Genomic DNA, 26389 nt, shown 5'->3' with positions numbered 1-26389 from the left:
ATGGCGGCCCGGAAACTGGAGAATGACATGAAAAAGCTCAACCGACGCATGTGGCTCCGAGGCGCGGCGGGGTTCACGCTGGCGATCCCGTTCCTCCCCTCGCTCTTCGGCAAGGACCAGGCGTACGCGGCCGGCGGACCGAAGCGTTTCGTCGCGCTCGCGACGCAACACGGCGGCGTCTGGCAGCCGCGGATGTATCCGAACGACGCGACGCTCGCGCAAACGGTGTCGTACGCGGGGCACGACGTCCGGCGCGGCGCGCTCGCGCTCGAGGTCGCGAATGGCGTGGCCTCGCTCTCCCCGGTCCTCGCGGGGGATTCCACGAAGCTCACGAGCACGCTCGTGCAAAAGATGAACGTCCTGCGCGGGCTCGACGTCACGTTTTACCTGGCGCACCACCGCGGCGGCCACCTCGGCAATTACGCGGACAATGACGGCAACGGCGCCGACGGTCAGGCGATCTGGGAGAAGAAGCGGCAGACGATCGATCAGCTCCTCGCCTGGTCGAGCAAGTTCTATCCGGATCTCGCCTCGATCCGCGAGCGATCGATCGTGATCGGCAGCGGCGGGATGTCGCACGGGTGGTCGAACCCCGGCAATCAGACGGGCGACATTCAGACGCTGACCCCGGAGAACGACTCGCTCGCGCTCTTCAACAAGATCTTCGTGCCCCCGCAGGTTCCGGGCGAGACGCGGCCGCCGATCGTCGACCGTGTGCTCGAAGATTACAAGCGCCTCCGGGACGGCAGTCGCCGCCTCTCCACGAAGGACAAGCAGCGGCTCGACGATCACATGGACCGCGTGAACGAGCTCGATCGCAAGCTCAACGTGAGCGCGTCCTGCGGCGACATCCAGACCCCATCGAGCTCGTCGATCGACGAGTGGGGCTCGTCGTTTTCGGTCGACCCGGAGGCGCAGAAGCGCTTCTGGCAGCTCATGAACGACGTCATCGTGGCCGCGTTCGCGTGCGACACCTGCCGCATCGTGACGATGAACATCGGCGATCATTTCTCGAATTACGTCGGCGACTGGCACCAGGACGTGGCGCACCAGGCGAACGTGAGCGCCGAGCGGCACGAGCTCAATTTCCAGGGGCATCGGCGCTTCTTCGAGGACGTCTACCTCGACCTCGTCTCGAAGCTCGACGCCTTGCAGGACGCGAGCGGCGGCTCCGTGCTCGACCATTCCCTCGTGCAATGGACCCAGGAGTCGGGCTGCGTCACGCATGATCCCATCGAGATGTGCGTGGTCACGGCCGGCGGCGCCGACGGGTTCTTCTCGACGGGCAACTATTGCGATTATCGCAACCTGCAGAAACCGGCGAGCAAGGCGGACGGGAACATCCTCGTCGATTCGCACGTCGGCCTGGTCTACAACCAGTGGCTCGGGAACGTGCTACAGTCGATGGGCCTTTCGCCCTCCGACTACGAGACGGACGGGTACGGCGGCTACGGCCTCGTCCAGCTCTCGACCGAGGGCTGGTACGGCGGGTACGATAAGTACACGAACGCCGAGCTCGGCGTGATGAGCGAGATTCTCCCCTTCCTGAAGGCATGAACCAAAAGACGCACCTCCCGCTCGATCCGGAACTCGCCACCGAGCGGGAGGCGCCCGTCGATCCCGAGACGGGCGAGCCGCTCGATTGCACGCGCTGCGGAGCCTGCTGCGAGGCCGGGCCGGGGAACATCCCCCTCACGGAGGACGACCTCGTCCTCTGGCGCCGGGCGGGCAGGCAGGACCTCGCCGATCGCGTGGACGAGGGCCATTTCGGCATGATGGCGTTCCCCACGACGCACGAGGGCGCGTGCATCTACCTCACGCGCCCCGAGGGCCGGAGCATCTGCTCGATTTACGAAGGCCGCGCGAGCACGTGCCGCGAGTTCCAGGCGGGATCGTGGCAATGTTTGGAGTTCCGCCGGGACGCTCGGAAGAAGGGGCGGCTGCGGTAAAGGCTTGCGTTGGGCCTCCGGCCAGGGCTACCGTCGTTCCCGCGCAGCGTAAAGCGCTTCACCAGGAACGCGGGTAGTGCCCTCCACGTCACCTTTCCCGATCCCCGTTTCTGCCCTCAAGCCCGTCGCTTGTGGCTCGACGCTCTGGCGCAGCGGCGGCGTCCTGCGCGCCACGATCTTCCTCAAGCTCACCGTCTCCCTCACGCACGAGCGCACGGCGTGGCCGACCACGGCCATCGACCTCGTCCGCGAGGAGAAGAACCGTGACAAGAGCCCGGCTTCGAGCGTCCTCGAGGCCACCGAGACCGCGCCGTACCTGCCCTCGGCGGGTGTCCTCCTCTCCGGCCACGCGTATGCCCCGGGAGGCCGGCCCGTGCCCGCGCTCTCGGCGCGCCTCGCGATCTTCCGGGAGCGGGGCCTGCTCGACAAGACCCTCCACGTCTTCGGGGATCGCGCCGCGAACACGCCCCAGTCGCCGCGGCCCTTCGACCGCATGCCGCTCATCTACGAGCGCGCCGGTCAGACCGACGACAACCCCGTCGGCGTGCCCCCGAGCGCGCCCACGCTGCCGAACCTCCTCGATCCCCGGGGCCCCACGCGCGCCGCGGGCTTCGGTCCCTACGGGCGGTACTGGCCGCATCGAAGGCGCTTGCTCGGGAACGTCGACCGGAAGCGGCTCGAAGGCGTCGTCGCCGACATCCCCGACGGCTTCGACTTCCGCTGGTACAACCCCGCGCCGCCCGACCAGCAGATCGAGTTCCTCCGCGGCGAGGAGTGGATCGTCCTCGACGGCATGCACCCGAGCCTGCCGCGCGTGCAGTCGCGGCTGCCGCTCGTCCGCGCCAAGGCGTGCACGTTCCTCGTCGGCCCGGGCGGGCCGGGGCAGGGGCGCGTGATCGACCTCACCGCGGATCTCCTGGTCATCGACGCCGATCGGCTCGTCGCGTCGATCGTCTTCCGGGGCAACTTTGCGTTCGACCGGCTGGAGACCGTGCCGCAGCTCCGCGCCTTCGCGGACGTGGAGCTGCCGGGCAACCCGATCCGGTGGCCGGACGCGGCCGAGGTGATGCGCGCGAAGGCGCCCGGGCCGGTCGTGCCCGCGGCCGCGCCGGCTCCGGCGGCCGACATCTTCACGACGTTGCCGGTCCGCGACGAGAAATCCACCTCGAGGGCGGTGCTCCCGTTCCAGCCGCGTCCCCCCGGCGCGCCGACGGTGCTCCCGCCGAACTCGCCGCCGCTGCCGCCGCGGCCGCGTGTCGATCCGGACGACGATCCGCTGATGCACACGCAGGCGATCGATCCGGCCGAGCCGCCGTCGCGCCCGGCGATGCCGTTCCTGAGCGCGTCGCCGGGCCCCGCCGCGCAGGCCCGCGCCGCGCTGGGCATGCCGCCGGCGCCGCCCCCGCCGCTGCCGCGGCCGGTCCGTCGGGATGACGACGAAGATGCGACGCGCGCGATCGACCTCGCGGAGCTCGAAGCGAAGCGGGCGGCGGCGGCGACGCCTTTCGAAAAAGCCGGGGATCGCGCGCCGGGGAGCGCGCGTCTGCCGCCGCCGGTCGTGCCAGCGCCTCCCGCGATGGTGCAAGCGCCTCCTCCCGTCGTCCCTGCGCCTCCTGTAACGGTGCAGGCGCCTCCTCCCGTCGTCCCTGCGCCTCCGCCGATGGTGCAAGCGCCTCCTCCCGTCGTCCCTGCGCCTCCTGCAACGGTGCAGGCGCCGCCACCCGTCGTCCTTGCGCCTCCGCCGATGGTGCAAGCGCCGCCGCCCGTCGCCCCTGCGCCTCCTGCAACGGTGCAGGCGCCGCCTCCCGTCGTCCCTGCGCCTCCTGCAACGGTGCAGGTGCCTCCGGCCCCTCTCCAGGTGCTCGGGACCGCTCCCGCGGCCGCTCCGGAAGCCGCATCCGCTGCCGCTTCCGCATCCGCTGCCGCTGCCGCTCCCGCTGCCGCTCCTGCTCCCGCGCCCGAGGAGACCGGCATCCGCGCCACCGTGCTCGCGCGCCTCCGCGCCGGCGAGCGCAACCCGCTCCATGGCCTCTCCGTCGCCGGCGCCGACCTCTCGAACCTCGACCTCAAGGGCGCGAACCTCTCCGGCCACGACCTCGGCGGCGCCAAGCTCTCCGGCGCGAACCTCGAAGGCGCTCGCCTCTCCGGCACCCGCCTCGTCGACGCCGACCTCGACGGCGCCGACCTGCGCAGCGCCGACCTCAAGGCCGCCGACCTCTCCCGCGCGAGCCTCGCCAAGACCCGCCTCGACGGCGCCTCCATCGAGCAGGCCATCTTCGCCTCCGCCCGCGGCAGCGGCGCAACCTTCGACGGGTGCCGCGGCCGCGCGCCCGTCTTCGCCCGCGGCACCTGGGACGGCGCGACCTTCCGCGCCCTCGACGCGCTCTCCGCCGACTTCTCCGGCGCCTCGCTCGAAGCCGCCGTCTTCGAACGCGCCGTCCTGCCCGAGATCAAGCTCGTCGACGCCCGCGGCAAGGGCGCGAGCTTCCAGGGCGCTCGCCTCGATCAGGCCCACGTCGAGGGCGCGGCCCTCACCGACACGAACTTCCACGAGGTCGACGCCAAGGGTTCCACCTGGGAGAACGCCGCGCTTGCCGGCTCGTCGTTCGAGGGCGCGCGCCTCGACGGCGCGGTCCTCACGCGCGCCACCTGCGAGGGCACGAAGTTTTTGCGGGCGAACCTCAAGGGCGCGAACCTTGGCCGCGTCCAGGCCGACCGCGCGAACCTCGACGGCGCGAACCTCGACGGCGCCGACCTGCGCCAGGCCCGCATGCACGAGGCGCGCTTCGAGGGGGCGAACCTGCAGAACGTGATCGCGGGCCGCGCCGACCTCTCGCGCTCGCACCTCGTCTCCGCCGATCTTACGAACGCGAATTTTCGCGCGGCGCTGCTTTCCGGGTCGAGCCTCGCGAAGGCCAAGCTCGACGGCGCCGACCTGCGTGATGCGGACCTCCGACGTTGCACCTTGAGTGGCGCCTCGCGGAGCGGCACGAAGCTGATGGGGGCCAACATCCGCGACGCCGTCGACGACTGACCGCTTCGCCCCAAATGCCGCGCCGCTTGGGGCTTCGGACCGCCTTCGGCGCCCTTCGCCCAGAGCCCCGTTGCCGAGGATTCGCCCACGGAGCGCAAATCCAGGTACAGTGCTCGGCCATGAGCGGAGGCCGTGGTGAAGCCCTGAGCGCGAGCGCGTGCCGCGACGAGGCCACGCTCCGCTCCTTCATCGAGACGCGGATCAGTCCGAACGCGTGGCCCATCTACTCGCCCGCGCTCCGCCGCCGCATCCTCGAAGAGGGCATCGACCTCGAAGCCGCCCGGCGCTTCACCATGGACCTCGACACCATGGAGCGCCTGATCCGCGTGTTCGAGGCCCGCTCCTGCCGCGTCGAGCGCCTGCTCGGGATCAACAACGCCTTCCACCGGACGCTGCACAACGACGAGGTGCTCCTGCGCCTCCTCCTGCTCGAGTGGCCCGAGGAAACGCCGCTGCCCGACGATGTGAAGGAGGCGCCGATGCGCGTCTATCCGAACATCGACGCTGTCGCGGCGGTGCTGCGCGACGCGCTCGGCCGCATGCTCGAGGCCGGCACGCCTGCGTCGGTGCTCGCGCGGGATCTCCTCGCGGCCCTCGGGCACGACTACGGCCACTCGGGCGGCACGGATCGCATGCGCCCGGACGGCGCGCCTGCGCTGCTCACGCACGAGGATACGGCGGAGAAGCATGTTGCGCCGATCGGGCTCGAGTTCGGCATGCCGACGGCGCTCGTGCTGGAGAGCATGGCGGGCATTCGCGCGACGACGTTTTTTGTGCGTCCGGGTCGTCCGCGCATTCAGGCGATGACCGAGTTCGAGCGGAGGCTGACGCTTGCCGACGTGATGGGGTGCGTGCTGCCGCCGGACCTCTGGCTCACGCACGTGGGTGCGCCTGTGCTCGTCGAGAAGCTTCCGATCTGGCGGCGGCGGCTCGTGCAGATTCCGGGCGAGCTTGGGGCGATCGAGGCGCGGCTTGCGGTCCTCCCGGACGACGATCCGACGCGGCAGACGATCCTTGCCGAGCGTGAGGCGCTGCTGCTCGAGGACTCGCGCATCGTCAAGCATGTCGAGGAGTGGTTCCGCAGCGAGCGGGGCTTCTTCTTGTTCATCGAGTCGAGCCGCCTTGGCGTGGTGCCGCGCGCGCGTGACCTCTGGGGCGACGTCTTGCGCAGCAAGATTGAGCTCATGGAGCGCGTGCTCGCCCAGAAGGAGATCCTCGCGCCGCTCGCCGCGCAGGGGTTTCCGCTGCTCGGTCAGTACGCTGAGGAGCTCGCGAACGCGGAATCCTTGGAGAGCGTCCTCGCTCGCGGCACGTTCGACCCGGGACTCTGCAAAATTCTGCGCATGTTCCTGCCCTGAGAGGGCGCTGCCCTGAGCGCACACCGATGCTCCGTTGCATCGACCGCATCGCGGTCGATGCACCAGCGGTCCAGGGCTTGCCCTGGTCCGGGTCGAGGGGTGGACAACCCCTCGTCGGGTCCGGGGTGAAACCCCGGCGCTACGTCACTCCCCTAGAGGATCGCGAGCTTCCACGGCGACGTCGCCGGGTCGTACGCGAGTGCGAACGTGCGCAGCTTGTAGGCGTCGTAGCGTGACTTCTCCTCGGAGACGGCGGTCGTCACGATGCCTGCGGCGGGGGGCTGGCCGAGGGCTTGATCGATTGCGGCTACGCGGTCGCCGGAGGTCACGATGTCGTCCACGTACACCACGGCTTCGTTTGGCATCGGCTTGCCGATGGTGATGAGGTTTGCCGCGAGCTCGTGGGCGGGGTCCTCCTCGTAGCTGAAGCGCGGGCGCATCGCGTCCTTGTGCACCACGCAGGGGCGCACCTTGCCGAAGCCGAGACGCTCGAGCTCGAGGGCGAGGTCGCGGCTTGGCCATCGGTCTGTCGTGCGGTTGCCGCGCACCACGTTGGCGGCGGGGACCGGCACGAGGGCGATGTTTGGCTTCGTGATGCTGAGGGCGGAGCGCACATCGCGCTCGTGCACGGCCATGATGTCGGCCACGTAGGCGTAGGCGGCGCTCGGCGTCTCCAGGCGCATCATGTGCCGGCCTGGGTGCAGTGGGTGCTGGATGGAGCTTGGGATGGGCTCTTTGCGCTGGTTCGTCACGAGGTAGACGAGCCCGCGCATCGGGTTCGCGTTCAGCCCGGCCAGGGGAGATCCCAGCTTGTAGTACGAGCCGACGGCATACCCGGGGATCCGTCTCAAGACGCAGTCCCTCGCTTCATACCCAAGCGCGACCTTAGCGCGCTCCGTCGCACCTCTGCTACCCCCATGGCGCTCTTGGGGGGCTGTGCGTGGGGCTCCTCTCTCGACGGCCGGGACGCTCCCTGGGAGCATGATATAGCGTTCTTAACGAAACGAGGCGCGATCACGTGAGCCGGACTGCATCCAGAAAGCGACGCAAGGCGGGTGGGGCGTTGGGCTTGTTCGTCGTGGCGCTCGTCGGTGGGGCTGGGGCGCTCTTGCATGCGTGCAGGGCTGACCGATGGCTCGATGACCTCACCCCGGGGACGGACGAGGGCAAGAGCCGCCCGCGTCCTACGGCCACGGTGCCGGGCGCGCCTTCTGCGCCTGGCCCGAAGGGGAGCCCGGCGCGGGGCGGCGGTAAGCCTGCGGACGCGAGTGTCCACCTCGCGCTTGGGGTGCCGACGGATGACGCTCCCTCGGACGATCACCTGATGCGCAAGGCTCAGTACGCGCTGTCGTACAACGCCGACCAGAATGTCGCGAACTGGGTGAGTTGGCAGATTGACGCGAGCTGGTTTGGCGATGCGCCGCGGCACAAGGGGAAGTTCATGACGGATCCGGAGCTGCCGTCGGGCTTCTACCGGGTCACGCACGATGACTACACGGGGTCGGGCTACGACCGGGGGCACATGGTGCGCTCGGAGGAGCGGACGCGGTCGCCCGAGGACAACAAGATCACCTTCCTGATGACGAACATCCTGCCGCAGTACCACGACCTCAACGCGGGGCCGTGGCTGCGGCTCGAGGAGCACTGCGAGGCCCTCGGCAGGAAGCAGGGCAAGCAGCTCTTCGTGATGGCGGGCGGCGTGCTCAAGCGGGGCAAGAAGGCCACGAAGACGATCGGGAAGGGCGTCGCGGTGCCCGACACGTTCTTCAAGATTGTCGTGGTGCTCGATCCGCGCGAGGGGCCGGCGGACGTGACGGAGTCGACGCCGGTGATCGCGGTCCTGATGCCGAACAAGGAGGGCATCCAGGACGAGGGCTGGGAGAAGTACCGGACGACCGTGGACGAGATCGAGCAGCGGACGGGGTACGACTTCCTCACGGCCGTGGACGAGGACGTCCAGGCGGAGATCGAGGCGAAGCGGGGGGACTAGGTCTCGACGAGCTTGGTTGTGATGCCGAGCCACACACCCGACGGGTGCCGGCCGAGGACGAAGGCGTCGATGTCGACCTTTCCCACGCGGTAGACGCGCAGGTCGGAGAGCTCGCGCTGGAGCAGGTCGACGAGGGCCCGGAAGCGGGCCGCCCCGTCGTCGTCGCCCTCGACGAGACCCTCGAAGAACGAGGCCACGGACACCTCCTCGACCGGTGTGTCGGGGGGGAGGCCCCGCGCCCGCAGCACCGCCGCTGGTGCGGGCTCCGCCTCGCCGAAGCGGTAGGCCTCGATCGGGAAGTCCGACTCGCTCGGGAACAGGAGGCCGGCCGCGGCCTCCCCGATAGCCTGCATCAGCGGTTCGACGTTCTGGCCCAGCATCCCTCGGCTCCTCCGTGTGCGGCGCATTCGAGGCGCGCATCCTGGACGTGTCAAGGCGGCGCGCCGCGCGTCCACAAATCTTTCGGACGGCTTGTGCGTCTACGAGCCCCACCCCATGCGCCCGCACCGCTGCTCCTTGGCCTCGTTCGGCCTCTTCGCCGCCTTGCTCGCCGCGCCCGCCGCTGCCGCCGCTGCTCCCGCGCGGAGCGGCGCGGTCGCACTCGATCGCGACGCCCTCGTCGCGTACGTCGCCGACGCTGACAACGAAGCGCTCCACCGCGTCGATCTCGTGAGCGGCTCGGTCGCGACGACCCCGCTCGGCTGCGCGCCTGCCGAGGTCCTCGTGCTCGCCGAGGATCGGGTCGCCGTGAGCCTGCGCGCCTGCAACGAGGTGCGTGTCCTCGATGTCGACGCGGCGGGCGAGGGGACCGTCGCTGCGCGGGCGGTCGTCCCGGCCGAACCCTGGAGCCTCGCCGTTGGCCCGCGCGGCGCGTTGCTCGTCACCTCTGCGTACGGCCGCGCCCTCACCGCGCTCGACGCCGAGTCCCTCGCGACCCGCTTCTCCTTGCGCCTGCCGCGCGAGCCTCGTGGCATCACCGTCACGCCTGATGGCCGCCGCGCGTTCGTCACGCATGCCGCGGGCGACGCCCTCTCCGTCGTGGACCTCGACGGCGGCGACGCGGGCGAAGCGCCGGTCGTTCGCTCCGTGCGCGCGCTCGGCGGCAGCTACCGGAACCGCGTCGACGCGATGGTCGGAGCGAACACCCAGCACCCGACCTCGTCGCTCGCGTACGTCGCCGTGCTGAACGAGAGCGGCACGCGCCTCTTCGTCCCGCACCTCGTCGTGCAGAACGGCGAGAGCACGACGCGGGTCGTCGCGGGCGGTTATGGCGGCGTCTCGATCGAGGAGGACACCTCGGTCCCGACCGTCGCGGTGGTCGACGTGGCGCGCGAACGCACGCTCGGCGCTGACGGCGGTGCCGCGCAGAAGAACTTCGTCAACATCGCGGCCAACGCCTTCTCGGCGAGCGCCGTCGCGCCGGCGGGCTCTCCCGCGCGGCAAGCGCGCGCTGCGGCGGTGCTCGGTAACGCGCTGTTCGTCGTCTCGCACGGCACGGGCGAGCTCGTCGAGCTCGACGCGCGCTCGCTCGATCCGGCGCTCGCCCCGCGGCGCGCTTTCCACGTGGGCGAAGGTCCTTCCGGCGTCGAAGTCGATCCCCGCACGGCGATCGCGGTCGTCTGGAACCAGCGCTCGCACGACCTCTCCGTCGTGAGCCTCGCGTCGGGCGCCGTGGACACGCTTCCCGTCGCGACCGATCCGCTCCGCGAAGACCTCGCGCGCGGCCGGCGCCTGTTCCACGCCGAGGGCGACCGCCGCATCTCGCGCGACGGCCGCGCCTGCGCGAGCTGTCACCCCGAGGGGCGCGAGGACGGCATCGTGTGGCGGCTCGGCGACGGCCCGCGACAAACGATGGCGCTCGCGGGCCGCGTCGAGCGTGGGCCCTACGGCTGGCACGGCATGCACGCGAAGCTCGAAGACAACATCGCCGAGACACTCACCCGCCTCGGCGGCTCGGGCTTGCCGGCCGAGGATCTCGCAGCGCTCGCGAAGTACCTCCGCGAAGGGCTCTTCGTGCCGCACCGCGAGACGAAGGACCCGGGCGAGGAGGCGCTCGCCCGGCGCGGGCGTGACCTCTACACCTCGGAAAAGCTCGGCTGCAACGGCTGCCACGGGCTCGAGCAGGGGACGAGTGATCGCGTCGTGCACGACGTCGGCTCGCGCGCGAAGGACGAGTCCCACGCTGCGTTCCGCACGCCGCCGCTCGCCATGCTCGAAGGCTCCGCGCCGTACTTCCACGACGGCCGTTACCCGACGCTCGAGGCCCTGCTCGACGACAACCTCGATCGCATGGGCCAGACGAGCCAGCTCACCACCGAAGACCGCGCCGCCCTGCTCGCCTTCCTGAGGACCCTGTGAAGACGTACGCCCTGCCCCTGCTCGCCGCCGCGTTCCTGTTCTCGTCCAGCTCCGCGGAGCCCGCGTCCGAGGCCGCTGCTGCGCCCGCGCCCGCTGCCGCGCCCGCTGCCGCGCCCGCTGCCGCGCCCGCTGCCGCGCCCGCTGCCGCTTCCGAGCCTCCCGCGCTGCCCGAGGGCATGCGCGTCCTTCTCGGCAAACGCGCGGGCCAGATCGTCACGGTCTCCGTGGTTCGTCCGCGACAGCTCGTCACGGTCTCCGTGGTTCGTCCGCGCCACCTCGTCACGATCGTCCAGGGGGACAAACGTGTCCTCGGCTCGAACGAGGCGTCCCTCGCCGTCGATCCTGCGCAGCCGATCACCTGGGAGACGACCGACCGCAGCACGCTGGAGACGCTCCGCGGCGAGGCCGTGATCTCCCTGCAAGGTGATGGCCGTCCCATGTCCGCCACGCTCCATCCCAAGGCGCTCCTTGCGGCCGTCGCGGAGGAGGCCGAGGGCCGCCACGTTTGCAAGGCGTTCGAGGGCACGAGCGCAGGCTTCTCCGTGGTTTGTCGCGTCGAGTCCCTCACCGTCGCCGCTGCGCGCACCTTCGGCGATGCCCCGCTCGATCGCATCCAGAACGTCGCCGTTGGCGAGCAGACGTTCTTCCGCATGGAGCTCGATCCCGGCGCGGACGGCGTCGACGCTACGGTCCTCGGCTACTCGGCCAACGCGCGTGGGCACGTCGTTCGTGCCGAGGCGAGCAGGCTTCCCGGCGAGGCGCGACCCTCGCTCGCGCTCCTCTCCGAGTCGCGGATGCAGCCCGTTCCCATCCCGCGCCACTTCCCGCATCGCCGTCCCCACCACCCGCGGATCGAGCCCTTCGATTGATCCCGGCGCGCGCATCACGCAAGCTCCCTCCCGATGCGCCACGCCCTGCTCCTCGCGCCCCTCCTTGCCGCCGCGTGCAGCGCCGCGCCTCCGCCTTCCGGCACCACGACGGTCGCTGATCCCGGCTCCGTGCTCGTCGTCGTCGACACGCCGCCCGCGGCCACGGCCTCGGCCGAACCCCCGGCACCGAAGTTCGTCGCGCGTGGCGATCTCGAGTGGGCCATCTTCGGCGACACGCCCACCGTCGCGTGGGCGCCCGACGGCGTCCGCCTCGCCATCGCCAACCAGGTGAACTACCTCCACACGCCTGCGCCGGCTGGCCAGGCCGGCATCGACGTCGTGCACGTGGAGACCGGCAAGCGCACGCGTGTCCACGAGGGACCCGGCTATCACCCGGTGTGGCTCTCCGACGATCAGATGGCCTTCGGCTGTTCGACCTACGAGTGCGACGACGCGGGCCAGGGCATCTACCTGCTCGACCTCGGCAAACGCGCGCGCCGCGCGCTCGCGCACGGCGCCTACCACACGCGGGCCGCCAAGGACGGCGGCGTGATCTTCTTCTCCGGCTTCCCCGAGTACGAGGGATGGATGAGCTGGGATCTGCGCAGCCCGAAGCCGAAGCGCATCTCGGGCCCGGAAGACTCGTGGAAAGCGCCGGCCGCGCCGCTCGCCGATCAGTGCCCCTCGAAGGTGGGCGATCGACGCGTCGAGCAGCGCGGCGATCAGATCTTCGTGGTCGACGCTGCGACCGGCGGCCGCCACGCCATCGTCACGGCGGAGCCCTGGAACCTCGCGTGGCCCGGGGATCGTGGCGCCGTCCAGCCGTGTTTGTCCCCGGACGGCAAGTTCGTCGTGTACTTCTCCCAGCGCGGCGGCGCGGGCCTCGTCGGCGTGCGCCAGCTCGACACTCCTTGACCCGGTCCGCCGCAAAACGCGCGGCCGCGGTCGTCCTGCTCGTCCTCCTGCCGCTCGCGACCTCGCCGCTGACCGTCGACCTCCGGCCGCAGAAGACGCTCGTGCTCGCGCTCGCGCTCCCGCTCTGCGCGTGGGGCGCGCCTTCGCTCGTCGCGACGCTCGCGCTCGCGCTCGGCCTGCTCGCGCTGCTCGTCTGGCCCGCTGCACCTTGGGAGATCCTCGCCGTCGTTTCAGCTCCAAGCGTGTTCGGCGCGCTCTCGGAGCTCTTCGCCGAGGATCGCGCTTTCGCCTTCCGCCTCGCGCGTCGCGCCGTCCTTGCCGCGAGCTCGCTCGCCCTCGCGGGCGCGCTCGGCCTCGTTCCCTTCGATACCGGCGCCTTCCGCCTGCCGTACCCCGTGCTCGTCGGCACGTTCGGCAATCCGAACCATCTCGCCGCGTTCCTGCTGCTCGTGCTCCCGCTCTGCGCCGCCGATCGCGCATCGGCCACGCGGCGCGCCGATCGGATCGAAGCCACGCTCGCGCTGATCCTTGGTGCCGCAACCATCCTCCTCTGCCGCTCGCACCTCGCCGCCCTCGCGCTCGCCGCCGAGGTGCTCCTGCTCGTCCCGCGTGCCGCGCTCGCCGCGCCCCTCGCGGGCCTCGCGCTCGTCCCGATCGCGCTCACATCCGAGGGGTTCGTCCGCGCCGTCGAGGGCCGCCTTTACCTCGTCGCCGTCCACGCGCGAGGTCTGTGGGGGAAAGCCTTGCTGCTCGGCGTCGGCCCCGACGCGATCGCCCCGCGCTTCCTCGACTGGCAAGCCGATCACCTCGCCGCGCACCCCGACGCCGCGCGGTTCTGGACCTTCCCCGAGCACCCGCACGACGACGTCGCCGCGCTCGTCCTCGCCTTCGGCCTCCTCCCCACAGCGCTCGCGCTCTTCCTCGCGCGAAAGCGCCTCCGCCTCGCGCCCGCCTTGCCCCGCGCCGAGCTTCGCGCCGCGTGGATCGCCTTCGCCCTGCTCGCGCTCGGCGCCGGGCTCGCGGCCTCGCCGGCGACGTGGATCGCGGCGATCCTCGTGCTCGCTTGCACCTTCCGTCCGCGGGTTGCCTCGCGCGCATCGTGGAACCTCGCGCACGTGGGCCTCGCGTGTGCGCTCGCCTGGGCCCTCGTGGCCTTCGCGCAGTTCCTCTCGGCCTACCACCACCGCGAGGCCATCCGCACGGCGACGACCTCGGGCGACACACGCACCGCGCTCCGCCACACGCGCGCGGCGCTCGCGTTTCCCTTCGATCGAGCCCGCCTCCTTCACCTCGAAGGCCGCCTCCTCCTCGAATCCGGCGATCCGCGCGAGGCCGCGGACAAACTGCGCGAAGCCGCGCGCCTCTTGCCGCATCCGATCGTGTGGAAAGCCCTCGCCGCCGCGGAGCGCGCCGCGGGAAGGCCGGACGCAGCCCTCGCCGCCACGCGCGCGTGGCTCCGCTACCGCCCCGGGGATCCCGAAGCGAAGGCCCTCCTCGAAGGACGCTAGGGATGAGGTTTTACTTCGTGGAACCGAACGACGTGTCGACGAGCAGCGCTTCGGGGATCGGATCGCCCGTCAGCGTCTCCAGGAACGCGACGATGTCGTCGATCTCCTGCGGCGTGAGGTTCAGCGGCACCATGAGCGGATCCTTCGTGCCCGCGAAGTCCTTGTCGGCGCCGCCCACGTTGTAGAACTCGACCACCTCGCGCAGCGTCGCGAGATGCCCCGTGTGCATGAACGGCCCCGTCTTCGCCACCGTGCGCAGGCCCTTCGTGCGGAACGCGCCGAGCAGCTTCTCGTCCTTCGTCACGCCCTTGCTGCGGTCGATGCTCGGGTCGTCGTTGTAGATGCCCTTCGTGCTGAAGTCCCAGCCGAAGTAGACGTCGAGCGCCTGGAACCGCCCCGGATCACCGCCCATGTCCGGCGGAAGCACGTGCTCGCCGATCTGCGGCACGCCCGTCACGTGGAAGTCGTTGTCGCTGAACGTCGGGCCCGCGTGGCATGCGACGCACGCCGCCTTCCCCACGAAGAGCCCGAGCCCGCGCTTGGCGCTCTCGCTGATCGCCGACACGTCCCCGGCCACGTACCGATCGAACGGCGCATTGCCGCTCTGGAGCAGCCTGAGGTACGCCGCGAGCGCCTTGCCGAAGTTCGCGTAGGCGCGGTTGATCACGGCGCGATCCTCCGCCGGCATGCTCTGCCACACGTCGGGCGCGACCGTCGGCGACGCGATCATCGGGAAGCGTGAAGCGTCCGGATGCATCGGATCGAGCGCCGGATCGAGGTCCGGCTCGAAGAGATCGTTGTACGCCGCGCGGTAGTCCGGCTGCTGGTAGAGGAAGTGCACGATGCCCGAGCGATCCGTGCCCATGACGAACTCGGCCGGGACGAGGCACTTGCCCCAGAGGTTGTCGTTGTAGCCGACCCAGCCGAACCAGTCCGTGTACGTCGCGACGTTCACCAGCGTCGGCGCGTTGCGGATGAACGGCTCGATCGCGATCGACGTGTTCGCCGGCTTCGAACGCGTGTCGACGAACCAGTCCGTCTTGATGTGGCAACTCTCGCACGAGACCTTGCCCGTTTCGCCCACGTTCCCGAGATCGTTCGCCACCTTGATTGGCCCGGAGTAGCCCTTCTCGTAGAAGAGCCGTTGCCCGAGCTCCGCCGCCTTGGGGTTGTCCGCAAAGGCGTTCGTCGTATCCGCCTCGAGCGGCGGGAGCGGCGAAAGCTTCTGGATCTCCGTCCAGTCCTCCGGCGTGAAATGCCCGTCGACGAGCTCCTCGCTCTCGTCCTCGCAGCCGCCCAGGGCCGCCGCCGCCATCACCACGCACAACCAAATCCCTGTTCGCGCTCGCATGGAAACCTCCTCGCACGCGTGCCGCGCGCTCCCCCCTCGTGCCCGAGCATCGTAACGAACGCGGAGAGGCGGCGATAGCGGTTCGTCGCGCGCGGGCCGGTTTTGACGACGTTCCCTAACGGTACCCTTCGGCCTGAAGCGCGAACATCCGCGCGTACCGCCCGTCCTTCGCGACGAGCTCGGCGTGCGTTCCCTCCTCGATCACGCGGCCGCCGTCGATCACGAGGATCCGATCCGCCATGCGCACCGTCGGGAACCGGTGCGACACGACGAACGTCGTCCGTCCCTCGGCGAGCTTGCGGAACCGCTCGAAGACCGCGTGCTCCGCCTCCGCATCGAGCGCCGCCGTGGGCTCGTCGAGCACGAGCACATCGGCCTCTTCGCGCATGAACGCCCGCGCGAGCGCCACCTTCTGCCACTGCCCGCCGCTGAGCTCCGTCCCGTCCTTGAACCACCGTCCGAGCTGCGTATCGAGCCCACTCGGCAGCGTCGCGAGCACCTCTTCGGCCCCGCCACGCGTGATCGCCCGCGAGAGCCGATCCGCGTCCTCCATGTGCGGCGTGCTTCCGAAGCCGACGTTCTCCCGCGCCGTGAGCTGATACCGGTTGTAGTCCTGGAACACGACGCCGATGCGCCGCCGGAGCGCGTCGAGATCCCACGCGGCGAGATCTTTCCCATCGAGCAGGATGCGCCCTTCGGTCGGCGCGTAGAGCCGCGTGAGCAGCTTGATCAGCGTCGTCTTGCCCGCGCCGTTGTGCCCCACGAGCGCCACGCTCTGCCCGCGCGGCACGAACAGATCGAGCTTCGCGAGCGCGAGCTTCTCCTGCCCCGGGTACCGGAAGCTCACGCCCTCGAAGCGGATGCCTTGCTCGCGTCCCGCCTCATCTCCTTCGACCTCGCGTTTCGCCGCGTCGGGGAGCGCGATCTTCGGCGCACTCGCCCCGTCGTTCGTGGGGATCGCGAGGTAGGAGAACAGGTTCGACATGTACAGGTTGTGCTCGTACATGCCGCCGAGCGACGACAGGATCGACTGGAACGCCTGCTGGCCCTGGCGGAACGAGATGCCGTAGAGCACGAGGTCGCCGAGCGTGAGATCGCCCCTCGCCGCGCCGAGCGCCATCGACGCGTAGCAGGCGTAAAACGCGCCCGTGCCGAGCAGCGACAAACCCCAGCCGAGGCCCGCGCGCTGCACCGCGAGCGCCCGATCCTCGCGGTAAAACTTTTCCCCGAGCGCGCGGTACCGCTCGAGCAGGACCTGCCCGATCCCGAAGAGTTTGACCTCTTTCGCGTGCGCGTCGTTCGCGAGGACGTACTCCAGGTAGTTGAGCTTCCGCGCCTCGGGCGAGCGCCAGTTGCGCAGCCGGAACGCGAGGTTGCCGAGCTTCACCTCCGCGATCGCCCCGGGCAGCGACGCGAGCGCGAGCGCGAGCACCGCGAACCCGCTCCACCGGAACAGGAGCGCCCCGTAGCCCGCGAGCGTCACCAGGCTCTGCACGATCCCGAACGTCTCGGTCACCATCGCGAGCGGCCTCGACGAGGCCTCGCGCCGCGCCCGCGTGAGCTGATCGTAGACCTGCGGCTCCTCGAAGTGCCGGAGCTCCAGCGTGAGCGCCTTCTCCAGGATCGCGCCGTTGATGTCGAGCCCGAGCCGTGCCCCGATGAGCGAGCGGAGCAGCCCCATCCCGCGCTGCACGAGCGCGAGCGCCGCCACGAGCGCGAGCTCGACGAGCACCCAGCGCAGCGTCGCCTCGCGGGAATGCGCGGCCACCGCGTCCACGATCGCCTTGCCCGCGTACGCGACGCCGAGCGGCAGCACCGCGGCGGCAAGGGTCAGCACGAAGAGCGTGATCGTCGCGAGCTTGGCCGACCGGAACAGCAAGAGGAGCGTGCGCGGCGTATGCTCGAAGCTCCCGCGCAGGCGGACGAGGAGGTTCGGCTTCGGATTCGGCTCGGCCATCGCCGCCCCATTGTTGCGCGCCCCTTGCCAAACCGCCCGTACGGTTCCTTGCACGCCCTGGTCGAGCAGGACCGAGCACATGCCAGCTGTTGACGTCCGGGGGCCGTCATGGTCAAGCTGGCGACCAGCGCTGGGATCGTTCGCTCGGCCCTAGGCGCTGCTTACTTGCTTTTTACGACACGACAAGACGCCGGGGCGAAAACGATGCGTGGACGCTGGCAAAGGTTGGGGGTCGCCCTCGTGGCGGTGGTGTGTACGTCGGCTTGCGCGACGGGCGCGGTCAACGAGGCCTCGGGCGGCAGCGGGGGCAGCGGGGGCAGCGGCCCCGGCGGAGGTGGTGGCGCGGGCGGGACCCTCAGCGCGGGCGGCGCGGGCGGCACGGGCGGCGTGGGGGGACAAGGCGGCGCCGGGGGCATGGGTGGCGCGGGCGGCGACGGCGCCGCGGGCGAGGCGTCGAGCTCCAGCGCGAGCTCCGGTACGGGCGGCAACCCGAACTGCGGCAATGGCATGATGGATCCGGGCGAGCAATGCGACGGCTCGGATTTCGGCGGCAAGACCTGCGCGAGCATCGGCCTCGGTTCGGGCGACCTGATATGCAATCCGTTCTGCGGCATCGTCGCGAGCAACTGCGTCCCCAAGGAGCTCTGCGGCGATTACAAGGACAACGATGAGGACGGCCTCATGGATTGCGCGGACGACACGTGCTTCATGGATGCCGGGTGCCTCGACTCGTGTTTCGCGCCGAAATCGCTCGTCATCCCGGGCTACTTCAACGGTGACTCCTCGGGCCGGCCGAACCTCCAGTCCGCCTCCTGCTCGCCCGTGAGCGGCCCCGAGGCCATCTTCGAGGTCGTGATGCCGGAGACCGGCAGGTTCGTGGCCACCGTGCATGGCTCGTCCAGCGATTTCAGCGTCTCGCTCCGCACGACCTGCGGCGATCCCGCGAGCGAGATCGCCTGCAACAACGACGGCAACTTTGATGGCGGCAAGGGCGACACGGTCGCGGTCGAGGTCGTCCAGGGCCAGAAGATCTACGTCGTCGTCGACGGCTCCGCGGGCGGCTCGGGCTTCTTCGATCTCAACGTGGAGATGCCCAAGCCCGAGAATTTCTGCAGCGATTTCTGGGACGACGACATCGACGGCTACGTTGATTGCGACGACACCACGCAATGCCAGGCGACGCCCGAATGCCAGCCGGGCGTCGGCTTGCTCGGCGAGGCTTGTTTCCTCCCCTCCGATTGCGCCGCGAACGCGAATGACCCGGCCTGCCTCGAGAGCTGGCAGGGTTTTCCCGACGGGTATTGCACCGAGTGGTGCGACCTCGCCGCGCAGGACTGCCCTGGCGATGGCTATTGCGTCGATCTCGGCTTCGGCAGCGTGCACGGCCTCTGCCTCGACGGCTGCGTGACCGACGCCGATTGCCGCGTCGGGTATGCCTGCGCCGACGAAGGTCACCCGACGAAGGTGTGCCGTCAGGGGCCCGAGGCGAACTGCACGAACCACCAGGACGACGACAACAACAACCTCATCGATTGCGAGGACCCGGGCTGCCAGGCCACGCCGGCCTGCAAGCCCGGCTCGAAGTCCCCCGGCCTGCCCTGCACGAAATCGAACGAGTGTTACGCCGGGCAGAACGATCCGCTCTGCCTCTCGCAGGACTGGTTCGGATATCCGGGCGGCTACTGCACCGAATTCTGCTACTTCGCGGACGATTGCAGCCCCGGATCGATCTGCTCGAACTGGCTCTTCTTCCCGAGCGGCGCCGGCACCTGCATGCGCACCTGCCAGACCGACGACCAGTGCCGCCCGGGGTACACCTGCATCGATCTCGGCCTCAGCGACAAGATCTGCATAGCTTTTTGACTCAGGAGTCCGACATGCGCGAACGAATGCGTCTCTTCGATACGGCCCCTCGGCGCGTCACCCTCGCGGCGCTCTCCGTCGCCCTCCTCGCGCCCCTCGCGCCCTCCGCGTGCTCGGCGATCGGCGGCGGCACGGTGTTCGACGGGAACGGCGGCGATGGCGGCAGCGGCGGCAACACGGGCCAGGGCGGCGCCGGCCAGGGCGGCACGGGCATGGGCGGCGACGATCTCGGGTTCGACGCCGGAAACCAGGGCGGCTCGGGCGGCTCGGGCGGCATCATCAACTGCGATCCCGGTGGCAGCGAGGACGACGTCGACGGCGACGGGTTCACCGAGACCGAGGGCGATTGCAACGATTGCGACAAGAACCGCAACCCGAACGCCGTCGAGGTGCCGACCGAGCCTGGCAAGGAGGCGTTCGACGAGAACTGCGACGGCAACATCGACGAGGTGGTCGTCTCCCTCTGCGACGACGGGCTCGCCATCGATAGCATGGAGCCCCTCGACGGAGCCCGCGCCGTCGAGCTCTGCAAGGTCTCGTCGGGCTTCGCCGATTGGGGCGTGGTCTCGGCGCAATGGACCATGGCGGACGGCTCGCCGCCCCCGTTCGGGAGCGAGTTGAACTTCCACCTCGGCCACGGCCTGCTTAGCGGGTTCGGCCCCAACATCACGACCCGCAAGGGCAGCCGCGCGCTCGCGCTCTCCAGCGGCACCGCTCGCCAGCCCACGGATCCCGGGTACCAACCGGTCAGCGGCTTCATCAAGGACTACATCGGCGGCCACCCGCAGGGCTTCCCCAAAGAGTCGCCCGCGTGCCCCGGCACGAGCAGCGGCGTGCCGTACGACGTCGTCGGGCTCGAGGTCGTGGTCCGCGTGCCCTCGAATGCCTATGGTTTCTCGTTCGACTTCAACTTCTACACCTACGAGTGGCCGCAGTACATCTGCAGCACGTACAACGACTTCTTCGTCGCGCTCCTCACGCCCATTCCGCCCGGGCAGAACGACGGCAACGTCTCCTTCGATAGCCAGGGCAACCCCGTCAGCGTCAACAACTCGCTGCTCGAGGTCTGCGGTTGTCCGGAAAACCCGCCGAATCCGTGCTCCGCGGGCGGGAAGATCTTCAACTGCAGCCTCGGCAACATCGATCTCATCGGCACCGGCTTCGGCTTCGACACCAACGACGAAGGAGAGGACCACGGCTCGACCGGCTGGCTGAAGACCCAGGCCCCCGTCAAGCCCGGTGACCAGATCACGATCCGGTTCGCCGTCTACGACTCGGGCGACGGCTCCCTCGACACGACGACCCTCGTCGACAACTGGCAGTGGATCGCGAAGCCCGGCACGACCGTCGGGACGGCGCCCATCCCCAAGTAAAACGAGTGGCGAACCGGAGGCGCATTGGGCCTCCCACGCGGCGGTCCTTCGCGCTACCATCCCCGGTCGATGTCCCTGTCCCCGGCCGAGACCTTCGACCGATACGTCATCGAGGAGCGCCTCGGGGAGGGCGCTGCCGGCGAGGTCTACCGCGCGCTGGACACGCGCCTCCGGCGCAAAGTTGCGCTCAAGGTGTTGCGTCGGGATCCCGAGATGGAGTCCGAAGCTTGGGACCGCAACGTTGCGCGGATGCTCCGCGAGGCGCGCTCCGCGGCCTCTCTCACGCACCCGAACATCGTCGCCATCTACGACGTCGGCGAGCACGAGGGCGTCCCGTTCATCGCGATGGAGCTCGTCGCCGGCAAGACGCTGCGCTCCTCGATCGGCCGCGACATCCCGCAAAGCGAGCGCATCGAGCTCCTCCTCCAGGTCGCGCTCGCGCTCGCCGCCGCGCACGCCGTGGGCGTCGTGCACCGTGACGTCAAGCCCGAGAACGTCATGGTTCGCGAGGACGGCGTGGCCAAGGTCCTCGATTTCGGCATCGCCCGCAGGCTCCCCGGCGCGCTCACGAACACGCAGGACAGCGGCGTCTCGCGTCTGTCGCGGCTCACCGGCGACGGCAGCATCGTCGGCACGCCCGCGTACATGGCCCCCGAGCAGCTCCTCGGCCACGAAATCGACGCGCGCGCCGATCAGTTCTCGTGGGGCGTCATGGCGTTCGAATTGCTCGCGGGCCGGCTGCCTTTCCGCACAGACGGCGGGGGCCTCGGGCTCGTGACGTCGATCCTGAACGACGAGCCGCGCCCGCTGGAGGACGCGCCGGAGGAGCTCGCCGCGATCGTTCAGCGCACGCTCGCGAAATCGCCGGATGAGCGATTCCCGTCGATGGAGGATCTCGTCGAGGCCGTCGCGGGCGTCGTGGCCTCGGTGCTCCCGCCGGCGCCGCCGGTGCGCAAGAAGATGTTGTCCTCGGGGATCCGGCTCGTCTACGCGCAGGCCCCGGAGGCGCTCGCGCCCGCGCCCGAGCCTCCGCCACAGCCAAGGGCGAACCCCATTTTGATCGTCGGCGCCGCGGCGCTCGCCGTGGGCCTCTTCATCGGCGGCGTGCTCTTTTTGCTCCAGCGCAGCCAGGAGACCGCGCCCGCCGCCACGCCCGCCGCCGCGCCCGCCGCCACGCCCCCCGGCGCGGCGACGAACGCGCCCTCGGGCCGCTGATTCAGGGTTTTTTCGTCGCGCTTGCCTTGGCCTTGTCGGCTTCGGCCGCCTTCGCCTTGTCATCCGCCGGCTTGCTCGCCTTGTCGACGAGGTCCTTCGCGCGCCGCTTCACGAACACGTCCTTGTCGTTGTTCAGCCTATCCTCGAGCAGCGCCTTCCCGTCGGGGTCCTTCTCCGCGAGGAGCTCGAGCGCCCTGCCGCGTGCCATTCCGGTGTTCGCTTCGTTCTTGAGGATCGCGCGCGCCACGGCGAGCGCCCGCTTCTTTTGCGCGTCCGACGCCCCCGTTTGTCGGTGCAGGTAAAACAGCGCCGACGCCATCTGCGTCGACTTGATCGTCCCTTCCTTCGCGCGCTTCTCGATCTTGTCGAGCAGCGGATCCCACTCCGCCTTGCACCCGCCGCCTTGCGGGTAGAACGCGGTGAGATACGCCGCCTCGCCCGACACGTCGTCGGCCGCGTCGTCGACGAACCCGAGCCACATCTTGCATGAATCCGCGGCGCGGCTCGGCGGCGTCCCCGTCCAGAAGGCCGACATCGCGGCCTTGCGCACGACCGCGTCCTTGTCGTTCGTCGCGATGTCCTTCACGAACTCGTAGAGCGTCTCGCCGTTCGAGAACAGCATTCGCGCGAGCAGGCTCGTGCGCATCTGCTGCACCGCGTGGCCCTTCGCCATGACCTTGATCCGCTCGCCGAGTCCGGTGTCCGCGTGCTTGATCCCGCCGACGACCCCGCCGAGCTCCTGCGCCACGGTCTTGCTCGTCTCGCCCTCGGCCACCACGACGATGCGTTCCGCGAGGGCTTTGTCGTTGCGGAACACCTTTCCGCGCTGCGAGAGCGCGCGGCTGCCGAGCCAGCGCACCTGCTCGTTCGGATCCTCCAGGAAGCTCACGAACGTCGCGTCGGCCTTCCCCTCGCGGATGAGCTCGCTCTCGATGAGCGACTTCATCTCGGGGCACATCGAGTCGAACCCGTAGGAGCCCCACTTGCAGCCGAGCACCTTCTTCGCGAGCTCGACCACGGCGGCGTCGTTCCCGGCGGCCTCGATTCCCTTGGCGCTCGGCTTCGCCTCCGCGGGCGCCGCCGATCCGGCCGGATCCGGCCCCGACGAGCCCTTGCTGCACCCGAGCCCGAGCCCTGCGAGGAGCGCGATCGCGGCCATCGCGCGCGTTCGAACCAGTTTCATGCCCCCTCCTTACCGCATTTTCGGTGGAGCGGGGGCAAACGCGCGTCAGGCCGCGGCTACCTTCTGCGCGACCTGCTTCGGCCGGCGGATCGGGGGCAGTTCCTTCGTCAGGAGCGCCGATCCGATCGCGAACCCTGCGAGCGACAGACGCAGCCGGAGCGCGTCCACGAGCCCTTCCTGGTGGAGGGCGCTCACGGTCTTGCGCACGTCGCCGCGGCGCACCTTGATGGCGAGCGCGAGCGTCTCGAGATCCATGGTGCGGCCCTCGGTCTGGGCCTCGGCGAGGGCACGGAGGATGTAGGGCGCGATGTCCTTGGGCGTCATCATGATGATCGCACCCTACCTCCTGTGCTGAACGTGTGCACAGTTTGTGGACGTGATTTTTTGTTCAGGTCTTCACGGTGGCCCTCATCACCAAACCTGAGCCCCCATCCCATGTTGCGTGACGCGGGGGGAGGGCATTCCGTGATATCCTCGCCCCTCCCTTTTCGCGAGCGCTCTTTTTTGGGGCTCTTGCACACTGGAGGACTTCGCATGAAATCGAATCGCTTGTGGGGACCGAAGCTCGCCGCATTTTCTTTTCTGGCGCTGACCGGTCTCGTGGCTTGTGGAGGCGATGGCGACGGGTCCGGGGGATCGGGCGCGAACGGCGGATCCGGGGGCCAGGCGGGCGCGGGCGGGCAGGGCGGCGAGGGCGGCGAGGGCGGCTCCGGCGGGATGGGAGGCGAAGGCGGCGCGGGCGGTGCAGGAGGCACGGGCGGCGGGGGCGGCGCCGGAGGCGCGGGCGGCGGCGGCATGAACGGTTTTGCGGCGGTGGTGATGCCGTCGAGCCGCGCCGTGCTCGAGGCCGACAATGGCGGCTCGTTTTCGGCCGGCTGCGGCGTACAAAAAGACGGAATCGCGTATGGCGGTCCGTTCACCTCGACGGTGACCATCTCCCCGCAGGCGGGCGTCGTCGAAAACGGCGGCAAGTACACGTTCGCCGAGGCGGGCATCTTCACGGTGGGCTGCGAGGTCGTGGTCGAAGGACAAACCGTCACGGCCGAGACACGCGTCTCCGTGCTGAACGAGGCCATTGCGCCGCTGCTCGCGAAGGCGGGCGCGGGCCTTTCGGGCGTCCAGAATGGCGTGCATGCGGTCATCGCGGCGAACGGCGGCTCCGATCAAGTGCTGAAGGACGCGGTCCTCGCGCTCGACGCGAGCCTTGTGGACCTCGACCCGCTCCATTACGCCGAGCTCGCCGACGTCCTGCGCAAGATCCCCGGCGATTATCCCACGACCGCCGAGCTCACGGCGGCGGGCGTCGCGAAGAGCCCGGACGACGATTCCGTCGCCGCCGACATGGATGCGCTCGGGTCCGCGCTCGCCGACCTCCGGACCACGATTGCCTCGATCGACCCGAGTGCGCCGAAGGCCGGGGACGAGGCCGCGCTCGCGGCGAAGAGCGCCGCCGTCGAGTCCGCCGTGCAGAAGTTTGTCGCGCTCGAACCCACGGCGCACGGCGTGATCGCCACCAGGACGAAGTTTGCCGCGCTCGTCCGCGATCAGATTGCGCCCACGGGCCGCTCTGTGGGGCAGCTCGTCAGCGCCCTTGCGAAGGCCGAGGCCGCGCCCGTTTTCATGGCCAAGGCTCCGGGCAACGACGAGAAGCTCGGCGGCGGCGCGAGCCATTTCGGCTTCTTGAGCCTCACGCTCGGCATGTTCAATCAGAACATGATCCAGATGCAGATGATCGACAAGATGTATGGCAAATGGATCGAGGCCATCGACAAGAGCCTCAACAACCTGATCCTCATTCAGGCGATCGATTACCTCCTCCCGCCGAACCCCGAGGGGCCGGTCATCGAGATGATGTACGCGAGCTCCAGCATGGGCTTCTCGAAGGTCGGATACGATACCTGGGTCCACGGCCACGGCTTCAACTCGGACCCGAACTTCAACATCTTCATCATCATCGGCGAGGGCTGGCAGACGATCGCCGAGAGCGTCTTCACGGCCTGCGGCGTGGGCGAGGCGAACACGCTCCCGGAGATGGTGGACACGGTCGAGCAATGCATCAAAGACGTCACGGAGGCCGCGCAGAACAGCCTCCCGACGAACTCGATGGAGGTCATCGAGCCGGGCTTGCTCGCCGATCAGGACATCCACATGGGCGCGTTCCCGGAGGCCTGCTCGAGCGCGATTCCCCTGGCCATCGGCATCATCCCGGTGAACCTCGCCACGGGCCGTGGACCGGTTTACAAGTCGAACTGCATCAAGTGACGTAATGCCTCGCGCCCGAGCGCCCGCGCCTCCTCGGCGATGCGGCGCTCGGGCGTGAGGCCGCGGGCGTCATCGGCAGGAAGGAAAGGGATTTCCATGAAATGGGGACGGCTTTCGTTGGGCCCGCTGCTCGCCTTCACGGGGTGCGTGCAGATCCTGGGGGGCGACAACGATTACAGCGCCGGGCACGCAGGAGAAGGCGGCGGCGCCGGCATGGGCGGGAGCAGCAGCGGAAGCGGAGGCGGAAGCAGCAGCGGAAGCAGTAGCGGAAGCAGTAGCGGAAGCGGAGGCAGCGCCGGTGCCGGCGGGTCGGGCGGGATGGGCGGATCGGGCGGGGCAGGGGAGGCATGTCCCACGACCGGCGGGCCGATGGTGCTCGTGCAGGGGCCCACGGGGGCTTATTGCATCGACGCGACCGAGGTGACGAGCCTGCAGTATTCGGAGTGGCTCCTGACGAACCCGATACCGAACAGCCAAGATCCCGCGTGCGGCTGGAAAACCACGTATGTACCGCGGTCGAGCGGCAATCAGTGCAACGCGAGCCATTACGATCCCATTGGAAAGCCAACCTACCCCGTGGCCTGCGTCGACTGGTGCGATGCACGCGCGTTCTGCGAGGGCGTGGGCAAGCGCCTGTGCGGCGGGTTCGGCGACTCGCCGCTCGGCTATGACGAGTTCAACGATCCCACGAAGAGCGAGTGGACGTACGCCTGCTCCAACAAAGGGGAGACGAACTATCCGTACGGCGATGACTACCAACAGGCCAGGTGCGTCGACGATCACTTCGACGGCATCCTGAACGCCGGCAACGGCAATCCCGAGCCGGTCAAGGCCGCCACGAACTGCAAGGGCAGCGGCAGCTTCTCGGGCCTCTTCGACATGTCCGGAAACGTCTGGGAGTGGGAGGACTCTTGCCGGCCCGCCGACAACGCCGCCGATCCCAAGGATGATCAGTGCCGGGATCGAGGCGGCTCGTTCTGGGACACGGAGAATTACCTCTCCTGCGTGTCTCCGTCGGTGGATCGCAGGCGAGATCACTACAACAAGAACACCGGTTTCCGCTGCTGCGCCGATCCCCTCCCGGCCCCCTGAACCCGCGCGGATCCCGCCTCACATTCCGCCGCCCATCTTCAATTTTACGCCGTCATTCGAACGACCGCTCCTCCCCTTTCGCCCATTTCAGTATGTCGTCGCTCCGTGGTAA

The 26389-nt window shown here is 69.6% G+C and carries 21 protein-coding genes; 14 read left to right on the top strand and 7 right to left on the bottom strand.

Features of this window, described 5'->3' with window-relative positions:
* Window positions 1-27: 27 nt before the first annotated feature.
* The 4 genes from KEG38_RS47885 (at window position 28) to KEG38_RS47870 (ending at window position 6341) form a co-directional block, all read left to right on the top strand.
* Window positions 28-1557: a DUF1552 domain-containing protein gene (locus KEG38_RS47885; RefSeq protein WP_272427646.1), complete on the top strand. Its 1530-nt coding sequence runs from the start codon at window positions 28-30 to the stop codon at window positions 1555-1557.
* Complete coding sequence (locus KEG38_RS47880; RefSeq protein WP_272427645.1) at window positions 1554-1949, top strand: YkgJ family cysteine cluster protein; 396 nt, start codon at window positions 1554-1556, stop codon at window positions 1947-1949. Before KEG38_RS47885 ends, KEG38_RS47880 begins: the two co-directional genes overlap by 4 nt.
* A gap of 76 nt (window positions 1950-2025) precedes the next feature.
* Entirely contained in the window at window positions 2026-4983 is a 2958-nt protein-coding gene (locus tag KEG38_RS47875) for a DUF2169 family type VI secretion system accessory protein (RefSeq protein ID WP_272427644.1), read from the top strand.
* Window positions 4984-5102: 119 nt separating this feature from the next.
* Complete coding sequence (locus KEG38_RS47870; protein WP_272427643.1) at window positions 5103-6341, top strand: hypothetical protein; 1239 nt, start codon at window positions 5103-5105, stop codon at window positions 6339-6341.
* A 152-nt stretch (window positions 6342-6493) separates the two neighbouring features.
* On the opposite strand, the gene KEG38_RS47865 is transcribed toward KEG38_RS47870, so the two are convergent.
* Window positions 6494-7192 carry a hypothetical protein gene (locus KEG38_RS47865; RefSeq protein ID WP_272427642.1) on the bottom strand — a complete coding sequence of 233 codons (699 nt, stop codon included), beginning with the start codon at window positions 7190-7192 and terminating at the stop codon, window positions 6494-6496.
* A gap of 167 nt (window positions 7193-7359) precedes the next feature.
* Here KEG38_RS47865 and KEG38_RS47860 point away from each other — a divergent pair, with 167 nt between their 5' ends.
* Window positions 7360-8331 (top strand): DNA/RNA non-specific endonuclease, encoded by a 972-nt coding sequence (locus KEG38_RS47860; RefSeq protein ID WP_308216900.1) that lies wholly within the window; start codon window positions 7360-7362, stop codon window positions 8329-8331.
* Here KEG38_RS47860 and KEG38_RS47855 read toward each other — a convergent pair.
* Window positions 8328-8711 carry a nuclease A inhibitor family protein gene (locus KEG38_RS47855; RefSeq protein ID WP_272427640.1) on the bottom strand — a complete coding sequence of 128 codons (384 nt, stop codon included), beginning with the start codon at window positions 8709-8711 and terminating at the stop codon, window positions 8328-8330. The genes KEG38_RS47860 and KEG38_RS47855 overlap by 4 nt on opposite strands.
* A gap of 115 nt (window positions 8712-8826) precedes the next feature.
* On the opposite strand from KEG38_RS47855, the gene KEG38_RS47850 reads away from it, so the two are divergent.
* Genes KEG38_RS47850 through KEG38_RS47835 form a run of 4 tightly spaced genes read left to right on the top strand, consistent with a single transcriptional unit; the run spans window position 8827 to window position 13981 of the window.
* Window positions 8827-10689, top strand: a complete 1863-nt coding sequence (locus KEG38_RS47850; RefSeq protein WP_272427639.1) for a hypothetical protein — start codon at window positions 8827-8829, stop codon at window positions 10687-10689.
* Window positions 10686-11558: a hypothetical protein gene (locus KEG38_RS47845; RefSeq protein WP_272427637.1), complete on the top strand. Its 873-nt coding sequence runs from the start codon at window positions 10686-10688 to the stop codon at window positions 11556-11558. Before KEG38_RS47850 ends, KEG38_RS47845 begins: the two co-directional genes overlap by 4 nt.
* Before the next feature lie 33 nt (window positions 11559-11591).
* Window positions 11592-12473, top strand: a complete 882-nt coding sequence (locus KEG38_RS47840; RefSeq protein WP_272427635.1) for a TolB-like translocation protein — start codon at window positions 11592-11594, stop codon at window positions 12471-12473.
* Window positions 12470-13981, top strand: coding sequence for a tetratricopeptide repeat protein (locus KEG38_RS47835; protein ID WP_272427634.1), 1512 nt, complete (start codon window positions 12470-12472; stop codon window positions 13979-13981). The genes KEG38_RS47840 and KEG38_RS47835 overlap by 4 nt, the downstream gene beginning before the upstream one ends.
* Window positions 13982-13991: 10 nt before the next feature.
* Here the strand turns inward: KEG38_RS47835 and KEG38_RS47830 are convergent, their stop codons facing one another.
* On the bottom strand, window positions 13992-15332 hold the full coding sequence (locus KEG38_RS47830; protein WP_272427632.1) for a cytochrome-c peroxidase: 1341 nt from the start codon (window positions 15330-15332) through the stop codon (window positions 13992-13994).
* A gap of 115 nt (window positions 15333-15447) precedes the next feature.
* Window positions 15448-17289 (bottom strand): ABC transporter ATP-binding protein, encoded by a 1842-nt coding sequence (locus KEG38_RS47825; RefSeq protein WP_272427630.1) that lies wholly within the window; start codon window positions 17287-17289, stop codon window positions 15448-15450.
* Between the two features lie 240 nt (window positions 17290-17529).
* Between KEG38_RS47825 and KEG38_RS47820 the strand changes: the two genes are divergently transcribed.
* The 3 genes from KEG38_RS47820 (at window position 17530) to KEG38_RS47810 (ending at window position 21740) form a co-directional block, all read left to right on the top strand.
* Window positions 17530-19152, top strand: a complete 1623-nt coding sequence (locus tag KEG38_RS47820; protein ID WP_272427628.1) for a hypothetical protein — start codon at window positions 17530-17532, stop codon at window positions 19150-19152.
* Between the two features lie 14 nt (window positions 19153-19166).
* Window positions 19167-20525, top strand: a complete 1359-nt coding sequence (locus KEG38_RS47815; protein ID WP_272427626.1) for a choice-of-anchor L domain-containing protein — start codon at window positions 19167-19169, stop codon at window positions 20523-20525.
* A gap of 69 nt (window positions 20526-20594) precedes the next feature.
* Window positions 20595-21740, top strand: a complete 1146-nt coding sequence (locus tag KEG38_RS47810) for a serine/threonine-protein kinase (protein ID WP_272427624.1) — start codon at window positions 20595-20597, stop codon at window positions 21738-21740.
* 1 nt (window position 21741) lies between these two features.
* On the opposite strand, the gene KEG38_RS47805 is transcribed toward KEG38_RS47810, so the two are convergent.
* Window positions 21742-22923 (bottom strand): hypothetical protein, encoded by a 1182-nt coding sequence (locus KEG38_RS47805; protein ID WP_272427623.1) that lies wholly within the window; start codon window positions 22921-22923, stop codon window positions 21742-21744.
* 45 nt (window positions 22924-22968) lie between these two features.
* Window positions 22969-23250 carry a hypothetical protein gene (locus tag KEG38_RS47800; protein ID WP_272427621.1) on the bottom strand — a complete coding sequence of 94 codons (282 nt, stop codon included), beginning with the start codon at window positions 23248-23250 and terminating at the stop codon, window positions 22969-22971.
* A gap of 207 nt (window positions 23251-23457) precedes the next feature.
* Here KEG38_RS47800 and KEG38_RS47795 point away from each other — a divergent pair, with 207 nt between their 5' ends.
* The gene (locus KEG38_RS47795) at window positions 23458-25185 is read left to right on the top strand and encodes a hypothetical protein (RefSeq protein ID WP_272427620.1); all 1728 of its coding nucleotides are present in this window, start codon (window positions 23458-23460) and stop codon (window positions 25183-25185) included.
* On the opposite strand, the gene KEG38_RS47790 is transcribed toward KEG38_RS47795, so the two are convergent.
* A complete protein-coding gene (locus tag KEG38_RS47790; RefSeq protein WP_272427618.1) occupies window positions 25161-25283 on the bottom strand; it encodes a hypothetical protein in 123 nt (40 codons plus the stop codon). The two genes, KEG38_RS47795 and KEG38_RS47790, sit on opposite strands and share 25 nt — an antisense overlap.
* Between KEG38_RS47790 and KEG38_RS47785 the strand changes: the two genes are divergently transcribed.
* Complete coding sequence (locus KEG38_RS47785) at window positions 25282-26277, top strand: formylglycine-generating enzyme family protein (protein ID WP_272427616.1); 996 nt, start codon at window positions 25282-25284, stop codon at window positions 26275-26277. The two genes, KEG38_RS47790 and KEG38_RS47785, sit on opposite strands and share 2 nt — an antisense overlap.
* The last annotated feature ends 112 nt before the right edge of the window (window positions 26278-26389 follow it).

The organism is Polyangium jinanense (genome assembly GCF_028435265.1).
GTDB lineage: Bacteria > Myxococcota_A > Polyangia > Polyangiales > Polyangiaceae > Polyangium > Polyangium jinanense.
Note: the sequence above shows the minus strand (reverse complement) of the source record. Positions and strands in the feature narration are given on the sequence as shown.